The following is a 20,944-nucleotide window of genomic DNA, read 5'->3' on the forward strand; positions in this document are numbered from 1 at the left end:
TTTTTAGGGGCTTAAATCATCGAATATGTTATCAAATACGGGAAATACGTTTGGGCTTTTATTCTAACTATTAACTATTATGCGTAATGATCAAATTAAGAGAGGAGGTGGAGGTTGAGAAAAAGATGTGATGAAAATATTATTATTCTCCGACGACTTCGTCTTCATCGAGTATTAACCTCATAGTATCGGCATCTGCTGGCATATATTGTAAGAAATCTTCGGCCGCCCTTCTCGGCTCCTTACTCCTTATAATATATCTACCGACTACGATGATATCTGCACCACTACTTAAAGCCTCTCTCGAAACTTCAGGAGTAATCCCTCCAGCGACGGCTACCATCTTTACAATCTTTTTAACCTCTGATATATTGCCCCATCTGGTCTCTAATGGCCTTCCCTCCTCTCTTGCCGTTGCCTCAACATCTACACTTCTATGCAAAAGAACTACATCGGGCTTTATCCTTAAGGAACGAAGTTTAACTATAGGGTCATCGACATTCATCATATCGAGGATTGAGTAGATACCTTGCTTTTGGGCCTCAAGGATCGCCCTCTCTATAGTTTCATTCGATGCGACTCCTAAGATACATACGGCATCTGCGGTCGCATCGGCCGCCTCTTTAACCTCAAGCCTTCCAACATCTATCGTTTTAAGATCGGCGATTATAAAAGCGTCCCTTCTTATTTCTCTAATCTTCTCAATAACTCCGACACCGTACTTTTTAATCAAGGGTGTACCAGCTTCAAGTAGTATCCTTTCTCTAATCGGAAGCGCATTGATAATATTCGCAGCCTCTTCGAATGAATCAAGATCTAGAGCGACTTGAAGGTAAGGGGGGTTCCATAACCTCTGGACTCTAAAGCCCATTATCGGGTGAACCGCTCTATCCTTCTCTTTAAGTACCTTTTCTACGGGTGGGTAATGTGAAAGAGCCCTTCTTAATGCGGTCTTCGTCGCACCATAATTATATTGATAGATCTTTCTAAAGTCCTTTGCCTGAGGATGGATGAATACCGATGCTATAACTACCCAGTCTTCACATTTATCCCTCGGTATTATCCCCTCTTCAACCGCATCGGCAACGGCCCTCGCTACGGCCATCTGCGCCGGGCCGAAGATCTTATTCGCATCCTCTAAACTCTTGATCGTCACCTTAGGAACGATCAATGTCGAAGGTTTTGGTGGGAGATTCGGCCGAATTACCGCTAACAATGGAGTATGGCCCATAGAAATATTGGAGAAGGCATTCGCAAAGGCAATTCCAGCAGGCCCCCTTTTATCACCTATAATGAGATCTATATGGGCTACCTCATCCCCCGATCCTATCAGAGCCTCCCCAACGTACAATTCGTTAACCAATTCCTATTACCCACACACTTTAGTAATTTCACACATTTAAGTATTGTTAATGTTATTTGTTATTCCTTATCGCTCACTACGAATTTTAATTCTCGAATAAGATTATAACTCTACCATCATTTACCGATAAGCTGAAGATACATTCATCCTACCCGATGATATCTATCGATTTATATCGATTTGTATCGATATCATCAATCTATGAAATCGAGCCATGCATAATATTTGGGATCCTTTCCTCTTACAACCTCATAAAATTTCTTTTGAAGTGCTTCAGTTATCGGGCCACGAGTGCCCCTTCCGATGGTTACATTATCAATCTCTCTAATGGGAGTGATTTCGGCTGCGGTACCCGTAAAGAATACTTCATCCGCCAAAAATAGATCTTCTCGGGTGATATCCTTCTCGATTACGCATAGATTCATATCTCTAGCCAACTTCATTACGGAATCGCGTGTAATACCCGGAAGGGCGCCTGAATCGAGTGGCGGGGTCATCAAAATACCATCTTTAACGATAAATATGTTCTCACCACTCCCTTCAGCTACGGTACCATTCAAATTCAACATGATAGCTTCATCATACCCGCACTTTAATGCTTCGAGCTTTGCCAATATAGAATTAGCGTAATTTCCAGATATCTTAGCTTTAGATGGCATAATCCTTCCGTCGATACGCCTCCAACTTGAGATCTTACACCTTATACCATTGATCAACCCCTCTTCTCCTAGATAAGCACCCCACGGCCATGCAGCGATCGCTACATCGATCGGGTTCTTTGAGGGGTTTAAGCCCATCTCCCCATAACCGTAATAGACGATCGGCCTTACATAGCACTCAACTACTTTATTGATACGAATCGTATCTTTAACGGCCTGAAGAATTTCATCCTGCGAATATGGTATCTTCATCATGTAGATCTTAGCACTATCGAAGAGCCTCCTGATATGATCCTTGCCTCTAAATAGAGCTGGCCCCTTCTCGGTCTTGTAACATCTTAACCCTTCGAAGACCGCTACACCATAATGAAGGCTATGTGTTAGCACGTGTATCTTCGCATCCTCCCAATCCACAAACCTTCCATTTAACCAGATCTTTTCAGTCTTCTCCAAACAGAATCCCTGCCCGCAAAATATGTTTAATATTTATCTTTGAAATTATTAAACATTATCAAAAGAAGAGCTGAAAAGCTCGTTTAATTTAAGTTAGATTTTAGCTCTTTATGCATATAAGACTATAAAACTCGTTAAAGGATTGTGACTAAAATCGAGTCAAAGGCTCAGCTAATTCTCTAATCTTCTCCTCCCAATTTGAAGATTTGATGATACCGCTCGCTACGAGTATTCCTCTAGAGCCCAATCGGAGTGCGGCATCTACATCCTCTTTGGCAACGATCCCTGCACCACAGACGATCTTCACATTCTTATTTACTTTCATTGCAATCTCTACAGACTCCGTTATAACTTCTGGCCGGGCTTTGGAGACCGCTATACCACTTCCAATCAATTCGGGAGGCTCGATAGCTACAAACTCTGGATCGTAACTTGTAAATAGAGCAACTTCTTCTGGCGTTCTCGCACAAACCATCGAGTACATTCCAAGATCCTTAAGTCGCTTTACAGTCTCTTGGATCCTCGATGGTGGAATTCTTTTTTCACTATGGTTGATCAATGAACCTATGCAACCTATCGACTTTACGACTTCGGGTACAATCGCACCCGTGGTACTTCCCATCTTCTCTGGATCTACGTGTTGAGCGAAGATCGGAATAGATACGGACTTCGCAACGAGTGCTAAAGTCGGTATGGGTGGTGCGATGGCGATCTCAACATTCAAATCTCTTGCTACAGACTCAGCACTCTTCGCGAGTCTTATCGCCCTTTCCCCCAGCACTTCAGAATAATTCTTAAAGTTGATTAAAAAAAGTGGTGTGCGGAGTGTTGTCAATTTGCCTTCAAGGGATATGCTTGAACCTCGATTCTAACTTCTTTAGTATAGTTGGGAGTGTTGTGTACTCCATCTCTTCAGGCCCTAAACGTGCGGGCATGAATGGACCATGTCTTCTCATAAAGTCTGCAATCTGATTAGCTATCAACCTTGATAAATCAAACGCTGGATCATCAAATAGATCGGCTGGGCCTATGAGTTTACCTTGATTTAATTGAAAGCCAAGGGCTACAACTCTTGGAGGACCATCAAATCGTGTACATCTCGCATTCTTTAATCCAACGGGCATTAAAGGACCATGGTGAGAACCTCTCATCCAACCAGCTACTAAATGGGGCATCGCAAAGCCTTCCAATATTTCACCTACCGCTGGTAAACCATGTTGAGCTCTTACGAAGAGTACTGGATCATCTTTACCCACATACCTCCCAGCGATCAAAGAGAGCCTCGTTGTACTGGCTACAGCTGCGAGTAAGCCATCTGACCTTCGATAGACAGATTGAATCACATACCTGCCAGGTGTGCCTATCAACGCTAACAGATCGTAACTCTCCTCGGGTGTGTGAAGATCGATCATCTTTCCCTCCATTACATCCATCACTCTAAATGTGAAACCCCCATGGAGGTTTTGATCGATGACCAATCCAGCAGTATTGAACGGGTCTGCAAATATTCTGTATAAAGGTAGGTTCCAAGCGCCCGGCTCGGTCTTATCTGCCATGAAGATCACTATGGGCTCACTGGGCCTCTCTTCGATCTCCCCTTCGGCTACACCTGGACCCATGCCCTTAAGATTTCCCGAGAACGCTGTAGAGAGGAGGTCCTGACCAGCAGCATACAGCTTGAGTTTCTTAGATACATTTTCAGTAACTTTCGTGAACACGTTCCATGCCAATCCATGTATCTTTGGATTATCTACGCCTTGAGTATGTGTCATTATAAGCTGAAGATCGTCACCTACACCTGTAACATAAAAGTCGATGAGTAGGCCATCATCTTTACTCTTTTGGAGCTCTCTAGAGGCTTCTTCTATCTGTTGTGGATGGACCATGTGATGCCCTGCGAGGCTGCCCACATCGGCTTTAATTACAGATAAAGTTATCTTCATATTCACTCACCTCTATACTTCACAATACTCTTAAATAAACCCTATGTTACGTACCATTTACTTCAATTCTAAGGGGGTCGTTTAGGAGGTTCAGGGGGTTAAAACTCCTCCTCCTCTTCTAGCTCTTCCTCCCACCCTTCTTCTTCGAACTCCTCCTCGAACTCCTCCTCGAACTCCTCTTCAAACTCTTCCTCTGACATTTTTATGCGCCTCCTCGAAGTTTACTGCTCGTTTATTAATAAATCTTTACCTTCATTCAAACAAAGATTGTGTAGTAAATCTCTTTAATGATAAATCTATTCTACGCATCGAGCTAAATCTAAATCAAAATCAGAAAAGCTTTTATCTTCACAATCAACCACTATCGCATAATGTCGTCATGGATCAAGGGTGGATGGGTCGGAAGGATTCTGACCATCGATCTAACGAAGGGTAGGTATTATAGTGAAGAACTTCCTAAGGATCTGGCAATGAATTATATTGGTGGGAGGGGTTTCGGTGCAAAGATTCTGTGGGATAGGCTCCCTCCTAAAGTCGATCCTTTGAGTCCAGACAATCTGTTGGTTATCTCATCAGGTCCTTTGACTGGCCTGCCTTTACTATGCTCTGGTAAACTCGATATTGAAACGAAGAGTCCCTTGACCGGTGGTTGGGCTGATAGTAATTGTGGTTCTATATACAATCCTGCGTTTAAAAGGGCGGGTATGGATGTATTGATTCTAAAAGGTAGGTGTGAAAAACCTACGTACATTCATATTCAAGATGGTGACGTTAAGTTAAGAGATGCTTCACACCTATGGGGTAAAGGCGTCTTTGAAACAGATAAAATTCTACGTAAAGACCATGGTAAAAGTAATTTGAATTTAATAATCGGACCGGCTGGTGAGCGGCTTGTAAGGTTCGCCTCGCTCATGGCCGAATCTGGCAGGGCTGCTGGCAGATCTGGTATTGGTGCTGTAATGGGTAGTAAGAATATTAAAGCACTTTGTATCTCTGGCTCTAAAGAAATCCCTGTCGCCGATCCCGATGGTCTTAGAAAGATCACAGATGAAGCTCATAAAGAATTACGTAAATCGCCCATGTACGATATGTGGATGAGGCAAGGGACGATGTTCACCATAGATTGGTCGAATGAAAACTCTTGCCTACCAACAAGAAATATGAAAGAGAGCATGTTCGAACGTGCGAACGAGATCGATGGCAATAGAATGGAGGAGTTGAAAGTAGGTGTGAGTTCGTGCTTTGGTTGTGTAATGGCCTGTGGACATATCACCCGGGTGAATGAAGGTCGATACGCTGGCTTAGAAGTTGTACCCGATTATGAAAATGTAGCCATGCTCGGCTCAGGGTGTGGTATAGCACCTCTGGAGCCCGTTCTTAAGATGAATTATATTTGTGATGATCTTGGCATGGATACGATCTCTGCAGGCTCGGTTATTTCATTCGCTATGGAGTGTTATGAAAGAGGTTTGATCGATAAAACGGATTTAGATGGTTTAGAGTTAAAATTTGGTAATGAAGATGCCGCTATAAAGCTTTTAGAAATGATAGGTTACAGAATCGGTTTCGGTGATTTGTTGGCCGAAGGTGTAAGAAATGCATCGAAGAAGATCGGGAAGGGGTCGGAGAAGTTTGCGATGCATGTAAAAGGTATGGAGATCAGCGCTTACGAATCTCGAGCCGCGCCCGGAATGGCTTTAGCCTATGGTACAAGTGACATCGGCGCACATCACAAAAGATGTTTTATAATCTCATGGGAGGTAAAGAATGATCGTTTGGGTATAAGTAAGGAGAAGGTAGCTAAAGTGATCGAACTTCAAAATATACGTAGTAGCTTCGATATGATGAGTGTCTGCCGTTTCCCATTCGTCGAATTGGACCTTCCTTATGATTATTATTCAAAGTTCATGACATTGGCTACGGGTTATCCATTCACGACAGAAACAATACTTAAAGCTGCTGAAAGGGTATTCTGCTTAACCCGAGCTTTTTGGGTGAGAGAATTAGGATACTATAGTAGAGAGTTAGATTACGTACCTCCAAGGTGGTTCGAAGAACCATTACCAAATGGACCTTTCAAAGGCCATCGTATAAAGCTTGAAGATTACGATAAATTACTTTCATGGTACTATGAGCTTAGGGGTTTTGATGAGCGAGGCATACCCAAGAGGGAGAAGTTGATAGAGATGGGGCTCGATGACGTTGTTAAGACCTTTGAATATATGGGAATTTGGCCTAATTGATACCGAATCTTTAATATTCAAACTCTGCATCTCCCTCTTTATATAGAAGGATTTTAAACCGTATTGACCATATTAACATTAATAGACCGTTCAGCATTACTAAAAGGTGAGTGGTCGGCTCAAGGATGTACAGGCAAGTTTCAGATGCTTATGAGCAGGCGTTGGCCGATATAGTAGCCATCTTAAATAAAAAGGATTTTATCACCTTTAGAGAATTTATTCGAATAAAAAAAGATGTGTGTAAGAAGTACGGTCTAAAATCGATACCGAACAATATTTCGATAATCTCCAAACTCTCTCCTCAGGTTCGTGAGAGGTTCAGAGATCTACTCACGGTGAAGCCCGTAAGGACCGCATCGGGGATTGCCATGATCGCCGTCATGACCAAACCTATGCCTTGCCCCCATGGTACTTGCATTTACTGTCCAGGGGGTGTCAAGTTTGGCACTCCTCAAAGCTATTCGGGCAAGGAGCCCGCATCTATAAGGGCCGCTCAACACAACTATGATCCATACGAGCAGGTTACAAATAGGTTAAAGCAACTCTCCGATCTAGGCCATAAAATCGGTAAGATCGAATTGATCATACTGGGAGGCACATTCCTCAGCTTCCCCCCAGATTATCAGATGTACTTTATAAAGGGTTGCTATGATGCACTCAATCAATATACATCAACATCGTTAGAAGAGGCGATAAAAAGGGCTGAGACTGCAAAGATAAGAAATGTAGGTCTAACGATAGAGACGAGACCGGATTGGTGTAAAGAGAAGCATGTGGATCTCATGCTTAGTTATGGTTGTACACGTGTAGAGATAGGTGTTCAAACCCTTAATGAAAGAGTTCTTAATGTGATTCAACGCAAGCATAGTTTAGAGGATGTTATAGAAGCGTTCCGCATCGCGAAGGATGCTGGTTACAAGATCGGTGCACATATGATGCCAGGCTTACCTTGCTCTAATTACGAAAGTGATCTTAAAGACTTTTACAGACTGTTCAACGAGCCCGAATTTAAGCCCGACATGTTAAAGATCTATCCAACTCTAGTATTGGAAGGTACGACACTCTATGAATGGTATAAAGACGGTATCTATTCACCTTACGATTTGAATACGTTGATCGATCTGATAATTGAAGTGAAGAAGATCGTGCCTCGGTGGGTGAGGATCATGAGGATCAATAGAGAGATACCATCACATGAAATTGTGGCTGGTGTAAAGCATGGCAATTTGAGGGAGATCGTTCAAAGGGAGATGGCGAGGAGGGGTCTATCGTGCAAGTGTATTCGGTGTAGAGAAGTAGGGTTGAAGATCAGGCGTGGCTATTCGGTGAATCTCGATCATGTAAAGCTCTTACGTGAAAGTTATGAGGCATCGAATGGTCTAGAGATCTTTCTATCGTACGAAGATACATCAAATGATATACTGATAGGATTTGTAAGGTTAAGAATCCCATCACCCTATGCCCATAGACCAGAAATTAAAGATCAAAAGGTGTGCTTGATTAGAGAGTTGCACGTTTATGGTAGATCGGTACCTGTGGGTGATGAGGATGAAAGGAGTTGGCAGCACCGTGGTTATGGTATGGCGTTGATGGAAGAAGCGGAAAGAATCGCTCTAGAAGAGTTCGATGCAAAGAAGATGGTTGTAATAAGCGCTATAGGGACTAGAGAGTATTATCGAAGATTAGGATATGAGTTGGAAGGGCCGTATATGGTAAAGCGATTGGGGTAGAATCAGATGGTTGATACTAATAATAGTGGTGTGGTAATTGGTAGAGGGACGTGGTTAGATAAAGTGGCCTTTAAGATCGTAGAGAGAGAAAAGAGTTTAGGTAGATCACTTTCGAATATCAGAGTCGAAAGTGGTTTAGGTGCATCTGGCATCCCCCATGTGGGGAGTTTGAGTGATGCTGTCCGTGCATACGGTGTGAAGATGGCCCTAGAAAATCTCGGTTACAGATCTGAGCTCATCGCATTCTCCGATGATATGGACGGTTTAAGAAAGGTACCTTCAGGTATGCCCGAATGGTTGAATGAGTATTTAGCGAGGCCTGTGTGCACGATACCAGACCCATTCGGTTGCCATCGATCTTATGGTGCACATATGAGCAGTATGTTACTCGATTCACTCGATCGATTGAATATAAAGTATAATTTTCAAAGTGGTGCTGAAGCTTACAAAAGCGGAATCCTCAATAAATCGATCCTCTTGATATTGGAGAACTCCCAAACCATCGGTAAGAAGATCGCAGAAATGGTTGGACAAAGGAAGTTTGAGGAGGTCCTACCATACTTCCCAATCTGTGAGAATTGTGGAAGGATTTACCTAGCTGAAGCCTATCAATACATAAAGGAGGAGCAAAAAGTACTCTATCGGTGTTGTGGAGCAAGGATCGGTAATCGTTGGGTCGATGGTTGTGGATATGAAGGTGAAGTCGATGTGACGAAAGGTAAGGGGAAGTTGAGTTGGAAGGTCGAATTTGCAGCCCGTTGGTCAGCCCTCGATATTAGGTTTGAAGCTTACGGTAAAGATATTGCAGATTCTGTAAGGGTGAATGATTGGGTAGCTGATGAAATATTGAATTATCCCCATCCATTCCACGTCCGTTACGAACTCTTTCTTGATAAATCGGGTAGAAAGATCTCGAAATCTTTAGGTAATGTCTTTACCCCTCAGACATGGTTGAGGTATGGCACTCCACAATCTTTAATGCTCTTGATGTTCAAAAGGATCGCTGGTACAAGAAATCTTGCGGTTGAAGATATCCTCAACTATATGGATGAATATGATGCCCTTGAGGATGTGTACTTCGGAAGGTTGAAGATCGATAATCCGGCCAAGTTAAGGCAACTTAAAGGCTTATACGAGTATGTTAATCATCTAAATCCACCCTCTAAACCACAGATACATGTACCACAGAGATTGCTGATTCAACTCGCATCCTTTGCCCCTCCAGAAAATCGGGTAGAGTATGTAATTCAAAGACTGGTTAAATATGGCATAATAAAGCAAGCGACGAATGAACTTAATGAAAGGATCAAATTGGCGATAAATTGGGTCGAAGATTTTAAGTCGATAGAACCGATCAAACTTACACTATCGGAGAAAGAGGCAAATTCGATCAAGGAGCTTATAGAATTTTTATCAAAAGAAACGAATCCCGAGAAGATTCAAAGTGAAATCTTCCAGATCGCGAGGAGGAATGGTATCGATCCCCCTGAGTTTTTCAAACTCTTATACAAAGCGATCTTAGGTTCTGATAGAGGGCCTAGATTGGGGCCATACATCGTTGATATAGGTATACCGAGAGTTTTAGAGTTACTTAAAAGGCAGATCTAGATCGACAGAATGATGGATAAAACTTCCTTTAATGCTATCAGATGACAGAAAGGTTATTCTTAATGGACAGTTCTATACTAATGGGGCCCGTGGCCTAGTATGGATAGGGCGTCGAAGATGAATCTTGCGTAAGCCTGCGGAGCCGGAGGTCCGGGGTTCGAATCCCCGCGGGCCCGCTAAGAAGAATGAGAAATCTTCTCATCATCTTATAGATTCGATCTTTGATAGATTAAAATTCCATCCTCGAACCATGGGTCTTAGTAATCATCTTCGATAAATTCTTACTCCCCTTCTACTTAAGGATGGCAAGGAATCATCAAAATGAATATTGAAGATGGTAGCCCGGGGCAGATTCGAACTGCCGTCACCGGCTCCAAAGGCCGGTATTCAAGGGCGAGGCCTTGCTTGACCACTACATTCGGCGAAACATCCTTCTCCACCGGGCTGATCCGAGCTACCGTTATTTAATATTCGATTATTTATTGATTAAGTTTTCCTTTTATCGATTCGATGATTGAAACGATCTTGCTTATCGGATCTTCCATTCTCTTCAAAATGCGCTCCGCCCTCCTCTTTAAATTTAATCTATACTCTTCATCTTTAAGAAGCCTTTCTAAATTCTGTACCACACCTTCTATACTTTGAGGTTTTATCACCAATCGATTCTTTATTAAATACTTTTCAACGTAATGGGTGATTCCGGGGTATGCGGATATCGTCGGTATGCCGAGCAAGGCCGATTCAGCATTCATAGTACCACCCATCCCTACAAACACGTCTGTGTGAGAGAGTATGCTAACTCCGTCGAAACCATCCTTAGGGATGATGAGCTTCGATCCATAATGAGCATCGAGTTCTTCGATCTGATCACTATACCTACATAGGGCTACAATATTACAATCGGGGAAATGTGAAATGATTCGATCCAATAGTTTCATATAGATATCTTTATCGATGTTGAGGAGGTATGAAGCTTTAATTTCTGGTAATCGAACCGTGATCGTCTTCTTTGATCTATCAAGGTTTAATTCAAGCGTAGCTGCATACTTCCTTCGCCTTATCCATACTACCGGATCCAAAGCTCGATACTTGATGACCCTTTCTTTCGATATTCCATACTTGACCCATTCGGATACTGGTATAATCCATGGCGTTAATAAATAGTATGATAGAGGTATGGTGAGCTTCGATACACTCTCTGCATGAGGGGAATCGCTGATGCAGATATGCTTTATTCCGAGCCCATACGAAGTGCGGGCACATTCGGGTGAGCTAAAGGATATCGCACAATTAGGGCACTCTTCATTTACAACCTTTGCGAGTCGAATGATCCTTTCACTACTTGTGATAAGTTTTTGATAGAGATCACCGCCTCCATGTTCACCAATAAATGTAGCTCTCATACCAATCCTCCTTATCAATAACTCTACTTCACGGTAATGGCGTGATGTTACGAATACATCGTAACAAATCCTCTCCAACTCTTCTACAAGTGGTTGGAAGAATAACGCTTGCTTAGGTGTGAGTATATCGATCCAAATCTTCAATCTACATCCATTGGATATGATAAAGGTATTTAATCATTTTTTGCCCATCGTTGCAACATTTACTATGTGCAAGGTAGAAGATGTTCATTATAATCGATTCTGCTTTAAACCGAGGTTGACTGTCAACCCCGCGATTGAAATGATGAGTAGAATTTTATAAGATAGCGGTATTGAAATCATCGATAAGAGCGAAATACCCAATCCTTTGAAGAATCCGGTAACCAACCTTAATGGATTATTGCTCTCTCTAATTTGCCACGATTGTGTTATCCAATCGAGGATGGCGGGTAATGCAAGTAAGATACAGAGAATGATCTGATAGATGAGTGGTAAAGAAAGGAAGGGTCCCAAGTCGAAACTCATGGATAGAATCAATAAACTCGTAAAACCGAGTACCACTCCCGTACATCGGGCACAGAGTTTAAGATCTTTGCCCCTATAACCTATTGTAATCCAGTGGTTATGCGCCAATAGCAACTCCCAGCGCTTCATTATGTAACTACCTGCTTTTCACCACAGTAGGGGCAATGGATAAAATCTGAAAGTAACATCCTACCACACTTTGCACAACTCTTCATCGTATATACTTTGAGTGGGAGGCGGGCCTTTAATGATTGGATTCGTGATCTAGCTTGAGGGCTATATGTGGTTCTAATGAACGTTCCACCACCTTCGACTTCGGTCAACTCGAAGACGACACCACCTTCGCTCTTACTATTCATTTTGAGTAATCGAGGTTCTATCTCTTCCACAGTTATGAAGGATACATCTTGACTGGGTTGCTTTCTAAAGATATTCATACCAGTTTGCTTCACTTCACTCTTCCATTCTTTTGTGAGCTTCTTTATAAGTTCGAAACTCTCCGAGATGTTTTGTGGAGTGAACCATGCATCCATCTCGAGATAGCCAGTTAAAGCCCTACTTTCAGCACGTTGTCGAAGCATAGGCATGAGCATACAACATATCAATAATGGTAAGAGTAGTAAGAGAGATTCAAGACCAGCCTGTAGTATAAGGTTAGATACCATTGCGCATCTTTAGTTAAATCATCAAAATACTTAAAGCTTCCTGAAGGGCTTTTGTGATCTATTCACACCGAACATTTCGTTCCTTCCATCATATTCTCATTAACATTTTAACATTCTATCTTCGCTTCGCATCGACTTTTCACTTTAATACTTAAATCACATCATTACCATATATAAGGTAAAAGGCGCATGTCTAAGGGTACTGTGAAGTGGCTAAGTGATCTAATTTCGGTTGAAGGTCTAGGAGAATTAGTGGGGAGTATTGAAATTGTAAGTAAATCTTCCACAAATCTGTGCTTACTCTGTAAGGGCGGTCGCATGCTTTGTGGTAAGGTTCGATGCCCAATCATTGTAAAAGCCCAATCCATGATCAAATATGAGCCTTTGCTCAACGATCATATCCATGGCTCTACTCCACCAAGTGTGTTCGTAGGTAGGATCGGTTATCCGAAGGTGTATATTGGCCCGATGATCCCTCCGTACTTTGGAAGTACGGAGATACTCGATACTCCCGAAGATTGGATCGGTAAATCGATTTACGATATCATCGATTATCGTTTCTCTTTAATCCGTGGTAAAGTAAGGATGAGCATCTTTAATGCCCAAAGGGGTGATCGATTACTTGAGACATTACAGGAGCTTGCGATGGGTGAGAGATCTATCGATGCAGAAGCGGTATTCATGAAGAGGCCGAGAAAGGTACTGAGCTTAAGTGAAGAGACTCAACCATTTGGCCCTTCAGCACCGCTAAAGTCGTTAAGTGTAGGGAATGTGAGTGTAGATCGTAGAATCGAAGAGGCCTTTTATGATCGTGATTTAAAAGCTGCGGATGCCATTTACAAACTTTACGATGAAGGTGTACTCGTCACGAGAATACAAAGGGCTTTCAGTATAGGTATGTTGGGGATTGGAGCACGTAGAAAGCTCGTTCCTACGAGATGGAGCATTACAGCTGTGGATAGCATCATATCTCTTAAATTGATAGATGAGATAAAGCAGTATAATAGTATCGATGAATATAGAGTTTATAGTTTCAAAAATCTTGATAATATCTTCATCGTGATCCTGATGCCTGGAAATTGGTCCTTCGAATGGATCGAGGCCTGGTTTCCGGGTACAACGTGGAATGTTGGAGGTAAAGAACCCGCATTGATGGGGGATTATGAAGGTTATTGGGGTAGAACGACCTATGCGAGTGTTGGAGGATGTTATTATGCTGCCCGTCTTGCGGTGGCTGAAAGATTGAGAATGGAGAGGAAGCAGGCATCAGCATTACTATTGAGGGAAATCCATCCTGGCTATATATTGCCGGTTGGGGTATGGAATGTGAGAGAGAGTGTTAGAAGTGCTCTGAGAAATGCTCCAGCAACGTTTGACGATTTGAATGAGGCATGGAGGTATGCCTGTACAAAATTAACGATCCCGCCAGAAGATTGGATCGCCAATAGCTCGATATTAAAACGGGCATTCTTTCAGAGAAAGATAACGGATTACTTTGATCGTTCGGAGTTATCATAACAAATTCTTAAGATTCTTAAGATAACAAATTTATATAAGAAATGGTAAGTAGACGATCATATTCACAATCGTCACAAGGGAGCCATACTTTAAGAACTCGACGAATCTGATCGTCGTCTCCATCTTCGATTCCAAATACTCAAGTATGATGATATTCGATGCCGCACCGAGAATCGTCAGATTACCGGCGATCGTCGATGCGACTGCGAGAGTGAGCCATGCATCAACATCCTTAACACCATACCCTAAATCTTCCATATAGGTTATAAAGAGTTTGGCGAAGGGGACGTTGCTGATCAATTGGCTTAATAAAATCGATGAGAATGATATACCAAAGATACTTGCAATCTCATCACCTTTTGAGCTTAACAATACTTTGAGCAATGGGGTTAGGACACCACTCCTCCATATGCCCTCCATGGTTACAAACATGGTGATGAAGAAGATTATCGTGCCCCAATCGACATTCGCTATAAGCTTCCTTGGGTTACTTGAGAAAGGGTAGATTCCAGCCGCTACGATAAACGGTATGAATCCTTTTCTAACTACGTATGGCATATGCAGGAGCTCGAGGATATCGTTTATAATGAGTATCGCTATAGACAAAGCCAATCCGATGGCTGCCAATGTAGCATCTCTACGATCCCTCAAGGCTTCGTGAGGTATCAAGATCAATTTTACCTCACCCTCTTTTACTTTGAACATCTTCATGAGAAGGTAAGGTGTTATGAGGAGGTTTAATAGTGTCGGTATAGCAAGTCTATAGATAAAGGTGATGAACGGTGCCTCCATACCCGATCCGATGGCTATCAAGATATTTTGAGGGTTCCCTATAGGGGTCATCACCGAGCCTATCGTTATCGAAAAAGCAAGTAAAAGAAACATCATCTTTGGCTTTATTTTAGCTACTCTTGATATAGTGTAGGCGATCGGTGGCCCCATCAATGCTATCGTATCATTGACTGCAATAGCCGCCAATAGACCGAAGAGTAAGGATGAACCATAAATCAAAGCCCTTCTGCGCCTGAAGATGCTTATAAACCATGCTGCAATGGCATTTAGTAAACCGGAAGATTCCGCAAGCCCGACCATACTGAACATACCGATTAAGAACAGTATCACATCCATATCTATGACAGCTCCAAGATCGTCGAAGTTGACGAGGTTGGAGATTACTGTAATGAATGCTGTGAATGACATTATGCTCCATATTGGGATGCGTGTAATCGATCCCCTTGCAACCAACATGATGATTAAGAATAAGAGAATCCCAGATCCTATGAGTGTGTTATATAGCTCATTGATTGAAAACATCGATCAAACACCATTGTATCGTTACTCAGATCTTTACATGAAGGCACATAAGGTACATAAAGGTTTAGATTCAATCTCACCATTCTTAACCTTATGTACCTTTTTCATTAACTATGAAATGCTATACCGAATTGTAGTCGAGTAAAAATATTATTCGAGGTTAGATGATCTCTCTGATCACTTCGATGAAGCCCTCTCTTATCAATCTTATCGCCACCGCACCTACGATCAATCCCATTATTCGTGAAATTACCGACGATCCCTGCTTACCGAGCAACTTATAGATGTGCATCCCGAGGCTCAATATGATCCAGGCCAAAATCACGTTCAATACGATTACTACAAATGTTGTTAGAGGGCCAAATGGAGGATTGACCATCAACATCACTATACTTATACTCCCCGGTCCTGCGAGTAAGGGTGTTGCCAAAGGAAAGATCGCAATACTTTCTCCTGCACTGGGGAGGACTTTCTCATGCTCTCTACCGATAACGTAGCTGACTGCGAAGACTAAGAGTATTATCCCGCCGATTATCTTAAAATCACTAAGCGTAATGTTAAGAAGTTTAAAGAGCCAGAATCCCAAATACGCAAAGGTTAAGAGAATACCGAGTGAAACGATGCAAGACGTTCTTATAATTCTGCCATGACTCGATCGAGGGAGGTTTGCCATTAGGCTTGTGAAGAAGGGAAGGGCACCGATGGGGTCGAAGATGGCGAAGAGTGTTAAGAAGGCTTGAAAGAACGATATGAAATCATGTTGCAAGAGGGCATCTTGGAACATCCCCCTTTATTATTGATAGGTTATAAAAATACTTTAACGAAATCTACATTTAAAGGAAAAGTATATGTTTCCATCATATTAACAAAAACAAGATGGAAAAAATCTATTATGATGTGGTGATCATCGGTGGTGGTATCGCTGGGTTAAGGGCTGCTCTTGAGATAGCAGCGAACTGTAAGAGTAAAGTAAGTATAGCTGTAATGAGTAAGTATCACCCGCTCAGATCTCACTCGGTCGTCGCTGGGGGTGGAATTTCAGGCGCCTTATGGGTGGGTGATAGTCCAGAACTTCACGCGTGGGATACGATAAAAGGTGGAGACTTCCTCTGTGATCAGGATGCTGTCGAGATGTTTACTCAATTGGCGCCTAAAGAAATCATAAAGTTGGAGCATTGGGGAGTACCGTGGGAGAGGAACAAAGATGGGACTCTACAGAATGCCCAAAGGATGGGCGGTCATAGCTTCCCGAGGGCGGTATTCGTTGGAGATCGAACGGGCCACTTCATAGTCCAATCACTATATGAAAGATGCTTAATGTATGATAACATAGAGTTTCTTAACGATCATTTTGCCATGTCCATCGTTGTGAGTGGAGATAAGGTCAATGGTTTAACCGCTCTGGATATAAAAAGAGGTATAATAGTAGGTATAAAGGTTAGAGCAATAGTAATAGCTACGGGAGGGCTCGGAAGGATTTATCGCACAACTACAAACGAAGACCAGAATACTGGAGATGGAATGGTTTTAGCGTACAAAATTGGAGTACCATTAAAGGATATGGAGTTTGTACAATTTCACCCAACGGGCCTCGTTCCACATGGATATTTGATAACGGAAGCAGCGAGGGGGGAGGGAGGCTATCTTATCAATGCGAAGGGTGAACGATTTATGAAAAGGTATGCTCCAGAGAGGCAAGAATTGGCCCCAAGAGATATAGTCTCAAGATCGATTATGTTTGAAATTATGGAAGGGAGGGGTTTCGAAACTCAAGATAAATTAGGTTATGTATTACTAGACTTAAGACACCTTGGTGAAGATGTGATAAATGAACGGCTCTCTAACGTGAAGGAGACGACGATGACGCTACTCGACCTAGACCCTGCTAAAGACCCTATCCCCGTAAGACCGTCTGAGCATTATATGATGGGAGGTATCCATGTGGACAATCATGGAAGAACTTGTGTAAAGGGATTATGGGCTGCGGGAGAAGTTGCATGTGTCAGTATTCATGGAGCGAACAGATTGGGTACTAATGCGTTGACCGAGTGTGTAGTTTATGGAATGTTGGTAGGTAGGGATGTGGCCGATTATTTGGAGAAGGATGGTCAAACATCAACCTCAGCATCGACACCAGCATCAGATACTCTAAAGGAAGATATGGATAATAATGAGGATAAGATTCTAGAACTTTTGTCGAGGAAGGATGGTGAGAGTATTTATAAGATTAGAAGGTCGCTATGGGCGATCATGGATGAGTATGTAAGTGTAATAAGGAGTAGAGAAGGTCTTGAAACGGCTCTGTCGAAGATAAAGCAACTTCAGGAGAGGTTCACAAAAGCATACTTAGGAGATGGCAATAGGTACTACAATACTTCACTTATAAATGCGCTTGAGTTAGAGAATATGTTGATACTTGCAGAGCTCATTACAATCTCAGCTATAAATAGAAATGAATCAAGGGGTGCCCATTATAGGGCTGATTTTCCTAAACGTGATGATGTAAATTGGTTAAAGCATACGTTGATCTTCTACTCTAAAGAAGGACCTAAGTTAAGTTACATACCAGTAAGAATAACAAGGTGGCATCCTACAGAAAGGAAGTATTAGGGTGTTGAAGATGGTAAAGTTAAGAATATTTCGATTCGATCCATCAAAATGGTCACAATATTATATGGAGTATGATATACCAATACGTGAAAATATGACGATCCTCGACGCATTACTTTACATTAAAGAGGAGCTCGACCCATCCCTTACCTTTAGGTACGCATGTAAGGCAGGTCTATGTGGGAGCTGTGGTATAAAAGTAAATGGTAGGGAAACCCTTGCCTGTCAAACGAGGATCGAATGGTTCGGAGAAGGTAAAGTAACGTTAGAACCTCTCTCTAACTACCCTATCATCCGTGATTTGGTGGTAGATCATGAAGAGTTATTCAAAAAGCATGCTTCAGTAAAACCTTACATAATTCGGAATGAGGAAGGGGTCGATAAAGAATATTTACAAACCCCGAATGAGAGGGAAGAATTCGTTCAGGCAGCTACGTGTATAAATTGTGGTCTCTGTTATAGTGCATGTCCCACAGTTAGTATCGATCGCCGATTCTTAGGGCCACATGCATTGGCTCAAGCATACAGGTATATAATGGATAATAGAGATTCTGAACCGAGTGCAAGGCTTACGATTGTAGATACGCTACATGGGGTATGGCGTTGCCACTTTATCGGTAGTTGTAGCCACGTCTGTCCTAAAGGTGTCGATCCCGCCCTCCTGATTCAAAGGGTTAAGAGATTCTTTATATTGAGTGAAAGGAGATTGAAGAGGCGAAGACCCGCTCCATTAAAATCCTAGTTCGAAAAATCCTCTTAAAGCACCATTCTAACATCTGTCAAAGGTTATATAGAATTTTTATCTTAATGAGGATGAATGGTGGAATTATCACAATCTTACTCAGAGAAGTTGGCTACATGGGTCAAATCTCTCACGTTTAAAGATATACCCAATAAGGTTATTGAGAATATTAAACTTCGCTTCTTAGATACCATAGGTATCTGCTTAGCCTCATCCACGATGAGTTTTGCAAAGATCGTTGTAGATGTAGTGAAATCATGGGATGGTAAAGAAGAGAGTTCTTTGATCGGATTTCGAGGCAAATTACCCATGGTGAATGCTGCATTGGTCAACGGTCTGATGGCCCATGCTCTCGATTTTGATGATACACATACAGAAGCTGTAGTACATCCAAGCGCTATAGTAATACCCACAACACTCGCCGTTGGAGAGAAAGAATGTGTAGATGGAGAATCGGCTTTGGTAGCTGCTGCCGCAGGATATGAAATTGTCATCAGATTGGGGATGGTAGCACCATTTCAGTTCCATAAAAGGGGTCTCCATGCGACACCGATCGTTGGAACTTTCGCCGCTTCACTTATCGCTGGAAAGATCCTTGATCTAGATGTAGAGCAGATGGTTAACGCTATGGGGATTTGTGGCAGCATGGCTGCAGGACTTCAAGAGTTCGTTACAGATGGTACAGAGGTTAAGCAATTACATCCCGGATGGGCCAACCATTGTGGCATAGTAGCTGCCCAAATGGCTAGCAAAGGTTTTACAGGCCCTCGAACGGTGTTGGAAGGCCGTTTTGGTATTTATAGGAGCTATTTAGGCAATGGTTATAATTTAGAAAGGCTATGTGAGGATTTGGGCAAGAATTGGGAGGTTTTGAAAACTACATTTAAATTCTACCCTTGTTGCCACATTCTCCACTCTTACATGGATTGCATATTACATTTAAGGAAGGAATATGGCATCGAAGCTGAAAAGGTCGATGAGATTCAATGTTTTATTTCGAAGGATGCAGCTAAACTTGTTTGTGAAGGGAAAGAAATCCCTTTGACACCGTACCATGCAAAGTTCAGCTTACCATACACAGTTGCATTGATGCTCCTTAAAGGCGAATGTGGAATCGAAGATTTTAGTGATGAAGCGATTAAAAATAGAGAGATTTTGAAGTTAGCGAAGAAGGTGAAGTGGGAAGAAGATCCTAACTCTGAATTCCCGAAACGCTTCCCAGGCTGGGTAAAGATAAGGATGAATGATGGGAATGTGTATGAGCATAGAGTGTTGAATGTAAGAAGTAGTCCAGAAAACCCTTTAAAGTATGAAGATTTGATGGAGAAATTCTATAAGAACGCTTGCAGAGTACTCCCTCCCCATCATGCAAAGAATATAATTGAGTTAATAGAGAGTTTTGAAAGATTGAATAATTTGGAAGATCTAATGAAGAAAGTATCGTCCATCGAATAATTTTTACAACGGATTGGTATTATGAAGGATTGGTAAGATGATACAAAATTGAAAATGAAGTAAAAAGAAGATGGTAGATGAATTTTGATAACTTTCGTCCTAATTCTTAATAGCATGCTTCAGCCCTTTTAATACCCTTAACATAAAAAGTTAATAAGTACTTGGAAAAAAGGATTAAGTAAGATGGGTAAGACAATTTGTGAAAAGATAATAGGTGAACATGCGGGGAAAAGTGTTTCCGCTGGAGAGATCGTGACTGTTAATGTAGATTACTGCTTCGCACATGATGCAAGTGGGCCGCTGGTAATAAATTACCTTAAAGACCTTAACAGGAACCCCTTCAATCCTAAAAAGTGCATCATCTTTATAGATCATGTCGCTCCTAGCCACAGGGCTGAAATTAGTAATGAACATGCAAAGCTTAGACGCTTTGCCCAAGAAACTGGCTCGATATTTTATGAAGCGGGTAATGGTATTTGTCATCAATTGATGGTTGAGGATTTTGCCAACCCTGGTGAACTGATCATCGGTGGTGACTCGCATACATGTACGATCGGTGCAGTCGGAGCGTTCGCTACGGGTATGGGTGCTACCGATGTAGCTGTAGCTATGGCTCTTGGCAAAACATGGTTAAGGGTACCTGAGACGATTAAAGTAGTCGTAAATGGTCAACTCAAAAGGGGCGTATTTGCTAAAGATGTAATTTTACATGTGATAAATAGGCTTGGTGT

The 20,944-nt window shown here is 42.1% G+C and carries 17 protein-coding genes and 2 tRNA genes; 9 read left to right on the forward strand and 10 right to left on the reverse strand.

Annotated features, from left to right (window positions below; translation table 11 throughout):
• Positions 1–142 precede the first annotated feature (142 nt).
• The 4 genes from NZ896_01270 to NZ896_01285 all read right to left on the reverse strand — a co-directional run bounded on the left by NZ896_01270 (position 143) and on the right by NZ896_01285 (position 4,418).
• Positions 143–1,363: a bifunctional 5,6,7,8-tetrahydromethanopterin hydro-lyase/3-hexulose-6-phosphate synthase gene (locus NZ896_01270; protein MCS7116084.1), complete on the reverse strand. Its 1,221-nt coding sequence runs from the start codon at positions 1,361–1,363 to the stop codon at positions 143–145.
• A 194-nt stretch (positions 1,364–1,557) separates the two neighbouring features.
• On the reverse strand, positions 1,558–2,475 hold the full coding sequence (locus tag NZ896_01275; GenBank protein ID MCS7116085.1) for a branched-chain amino acid transaminase: 918 nt from the start codon (positions 2,473–2,475) through the stop codon (positions 1,558–1,560).
• A gap of 148 nt (positions 2,476–2,623) precedes the next feature.
• Entirely contained in the window at positions 2,624–3,310 is a 687-nt protein-coding gene (gene tpiA, locus NZ896_01280; protein MCS7116086.1) for a triose-phosphate isomerase, read from the reverse strand.
• Positions 3,311–3,317: 7 nt separating this feature from the next.
• Positions 3,318–4,418, reverse strand: a complete 1,101-nt coding sequence (locus tag NZ896_01285) for a fructose-1,6-bisphosphatase (protein MCS7116087.1) — start codon at positions 4,416–4,418, stop codon at positions 3,318–3,320.
• A 371-nt stretch (positions 4,419–4,789) separates the two neighbouring features.
• On the opposite strand from NZ896_01285, the gene NZ896_01290 reads away from it, so the two are divergent.
• The 4 genes from NZ896_01290 (at position 4,790) to NZ896_01305 (ending at position 10,175) form a co-directional block, all read left to right on the forward strand.
• Positions 4,790–6,661: an aldehyde ferredoxin oxidoreductase family protein gene (locus NZ896_01290; GenBank protein MCS7116088.1), complete on the forward strand. Its 1,872-nt coding sequence runs from the start codon at positions 4,790–4,792 to the stop codon at positions 6,659–6,661.
• A 110-nt stretch (positions 6,662–6,771) separates the two neighbouring features.
• Entirely contained in the window at positions 6,772–8,391 is a 1,620-nt protein-coding gene (locus NZ896_01295; GenBank protein ID MCS7116089.1) for a tRNA uridine(34) 5-carboxymethylaminomethyl modification radical SAM/GNAT enzyme Elp3, read from the forward strand.
• Between the two features lie 6 nt (positions 8,392–8,397).
• Positions 8,398–9,999 carry a lysine--tRNA ligase gene (lysS, locus tag NZ896_01300; protein MCS7116090.1) on the forward strand — a complete coding sequence of 534 codons (1,602 nt, stop codon included), beginning with the start codon at positions 8,398–8,400 and terminating at the stop codon, positions 9,997–9,999.
• Between the two features lie 83 nt (positions 10,000–10,082).
• Positions 10,083–10,175, forward strand: a tRNA-Arg gene (locus tag NZ896_01305).
• Between the two features lie 159 nt (positions 10,176–10,334).
• Here the strand turns inward: NZ896_01305 and NZ896_01310 are convergent.
• The 4 genes from NZ896_01310 to NZ896_01325 form a co-directional block, all read right to left on the reverse strand.
• Positions 10,335–10,445, reverse strand: a tRNA-Gln gene (locus NZ896_01310).
• Between the two features lie 33 nt (positions 10,446–10,478).
• The gene (locus tag NZ896_01315) at positions 10,479–11,546 is read right to left on the reverse strand and encodes a DUF354 domain-containing protein (protein ID MCS7116091.1); all 1,068 of its coding nucleotides are present in this window, start codon (positions 11,544–11,546) and stop codon (positions 10,479–10,481) included.
• Positions 11,547–11,633: 87 nt separating this feature from the next.
• Entirely contained in the window at positions 11,634–12,038 is a 405-nt protein-coding gene (locus NZ896_01320; GenBank protein MCS7116092.1) for a DUF2085 domain-containing protein, read from the reverse strand.
• Positions 12,038–12,574: a zinc ribbon domain-containing protein gene (locus NZ896_01325; GenBank protein MCS7116093.1), complete on the reverse strand. Its 537-nt coding sequence runs from the start codon at positions 12,572–12,574 to the stop codon at positions 12,038–12,040. Before NZ896_01325 ends, NZ896_01320 begins: the two co-directional genes overlap by 1 nt.
• Before the next feature lie 189 nt (positions 12,575–12,763).
• Between NZ896_01325 and NZ896_01330 the strand changes: the two genes are divergently transcribed.
• The gene (locus NZ896_01330) at positions 12,764–14,092 is read left to right on the forward strand and encodes an Nre family DNA repair protein (protein ID MCS7116094.1); all 1,329 of its coding nucleotides are present in this window, start codon (positions 12,764–12,766) and stop codon (positions 14,090–14,092) included.
• A gap of 30 nt (positions 14,093–14,122) precedes the next feature.
• Here the strand turns inward: NZ896_01330 and NZ896_01335 are convergent, their stop codons facing one another.
• Positions 14,123–15,406 (reverse strand): SLC13 family permease, encoded by a 1,284-nt coding sequence (locus NZ896_01335; GenBank protein ID MCS7116095.1) that lies wholly within the window; start codon positions 15,404–15,406, stop codon positions 14,123–14,125.
• Positions 15,407–15,566: 160 nt separating this feature from the next.
• Positions 15,567–16,190, reverse strand: a complete 624-nt coding sequence (locus NZ896_01340) for a MarC family protein (GenBank protein MCS7116096.1) — start codon at positions 16,188–16,190, stop codon at positions 15,567–15,569.
• Positions 16,191–16,282: 92 nt separating this feature from the next.
• Here NZ896_01340 and NZ896_01345 point away from each other — a divergent pair, with 92 nt between their 5' ends.
• From NZ896_01345 to NZ896_01360, 4 genes are all read left to right on the forward strand, one after another.
• A complete protein-coding gene (locus NZ896_01345) occupies positions 16,283–18,016 on the forward strand; it encodes an FAD-binding protein (protein MCS7116097.1) in 1,734 nt (577 codons plus the stop codon).
• A 10-nt stretch (positions 18,017–18,026) separates the two neighbouring features.
• The gene (locus NZ896_01350; GenBank protein ID MCS7116098.1) at positions 18,027–18,758 is read left to right on the forward strand and encodes a succinate dehydrogenase/fumarate reductase iron-sulfur subunit; all 732 of its coding nucleotides are present in this window, start codon (positions 18,027–18,029) and stop codon (positions 18,756–18,758) included.
• Between the two features lie 75 nt (positions 18,759–18,833).
• Positions 18,834–20,213, forward strand: coding sequence for an MmgE/PrpD family protein (locus NZ896_01355; GenBank protein ID MCS7116099.1), 1,380 nt, complete (start codon positions 18,834–18,836; stop codon positions 20,211–20,213).
• A 183-nt stretch (positions 20,214–20,396) separates the two neighbouring features.
• On the forward strand, positions 20,397–20,944 hold a 548-nt coding region (locus tag NZ896_01360), incomplete at its 3' end, for an aconitase family protein (GenBank protein ID MCS7116100.1).

The sequence above is a fragment of the Nitrososphaerales archaeon genome, assembly GCA_025058425.1.
Taxonomy (GTDB): Archaea; Thermoproteota; Nitrososphaeria; order Nitrososphaerales; family JANXEG01; genus JANXEG01.

Coding starts and splice junctions, on each gene's coding strand:
- NZ896_01325 (MCS7116093.1), bottom strand. CDS start 12,574: ATGGTATCTAACCTTATACTACAGGCTGGTCTTGAATCTCTCTTACTA.
- NZ896_01345 (MCS7116097.1), top strand. CDS start 16,283: ATGGAAAAAATCTATTATGATGTGGTGATCATCGGTGGTGGTATCGCT.
- NZ896_01285 (MCS7116087.1), bottom strand. CDS start 4,418: ATGAAGATAACTTTATCTGTAATTAAAGCCGATGTGGGCAGCCTCGCA.
- NZ896_01340 (MCS7116096.1), bottom strand. CDS start 16,190: ATGTTCCAAGATGCCCTCTTGCAACATGATTTCATATCGTTCTTTCAA.
- NZ896_01355 (MCS7116099.1), top strand. CDS start 18,834: ATGGTGGAATTATCACAATCTTACTCAGAGAAGTTGGCTACATGGGTC.
- NZ896_01290 (MCS7116088.1), top strand. CDS start 4,790: ATGTCGTCATGGATCAAGGGTGGATGGGTCGGAAGGATTCTGACCATC.
- NZ896_01350 (MCS7116098.1), top strand. CDS start 18,027: ATGGTAAAGTTAAGAATATTTCGATTCGATCCATCAAAATGGTCACAA.
- NZ896_01320 (MCS7116092.1), bottom strand. CDS start 12,038: ATGAAGCGCTGGGAGTTGCTATTGGCGCATAACCACTGGATTACAATA.
- lysS (MCS7116090.1), top strand. CDS start 8,398: ATGGTTGATACTAATAATAGTGGTGTGGTAATTGGTAGAGGGACGTGG.
- NZ896_01330 (MCS7116094.1), top strand. CDS start 12,764: ATGTCTAAGGGTACTGTGAAGTGGCTAAGTGATCTAATTTCGGTTGAA.
- NZ896_01335 (MCS7116095.1), bottom strand. CDS start 15,406: ATGTTTTCAATCAATGAGCTATATAACACACTCATAGGATCTGGGATT.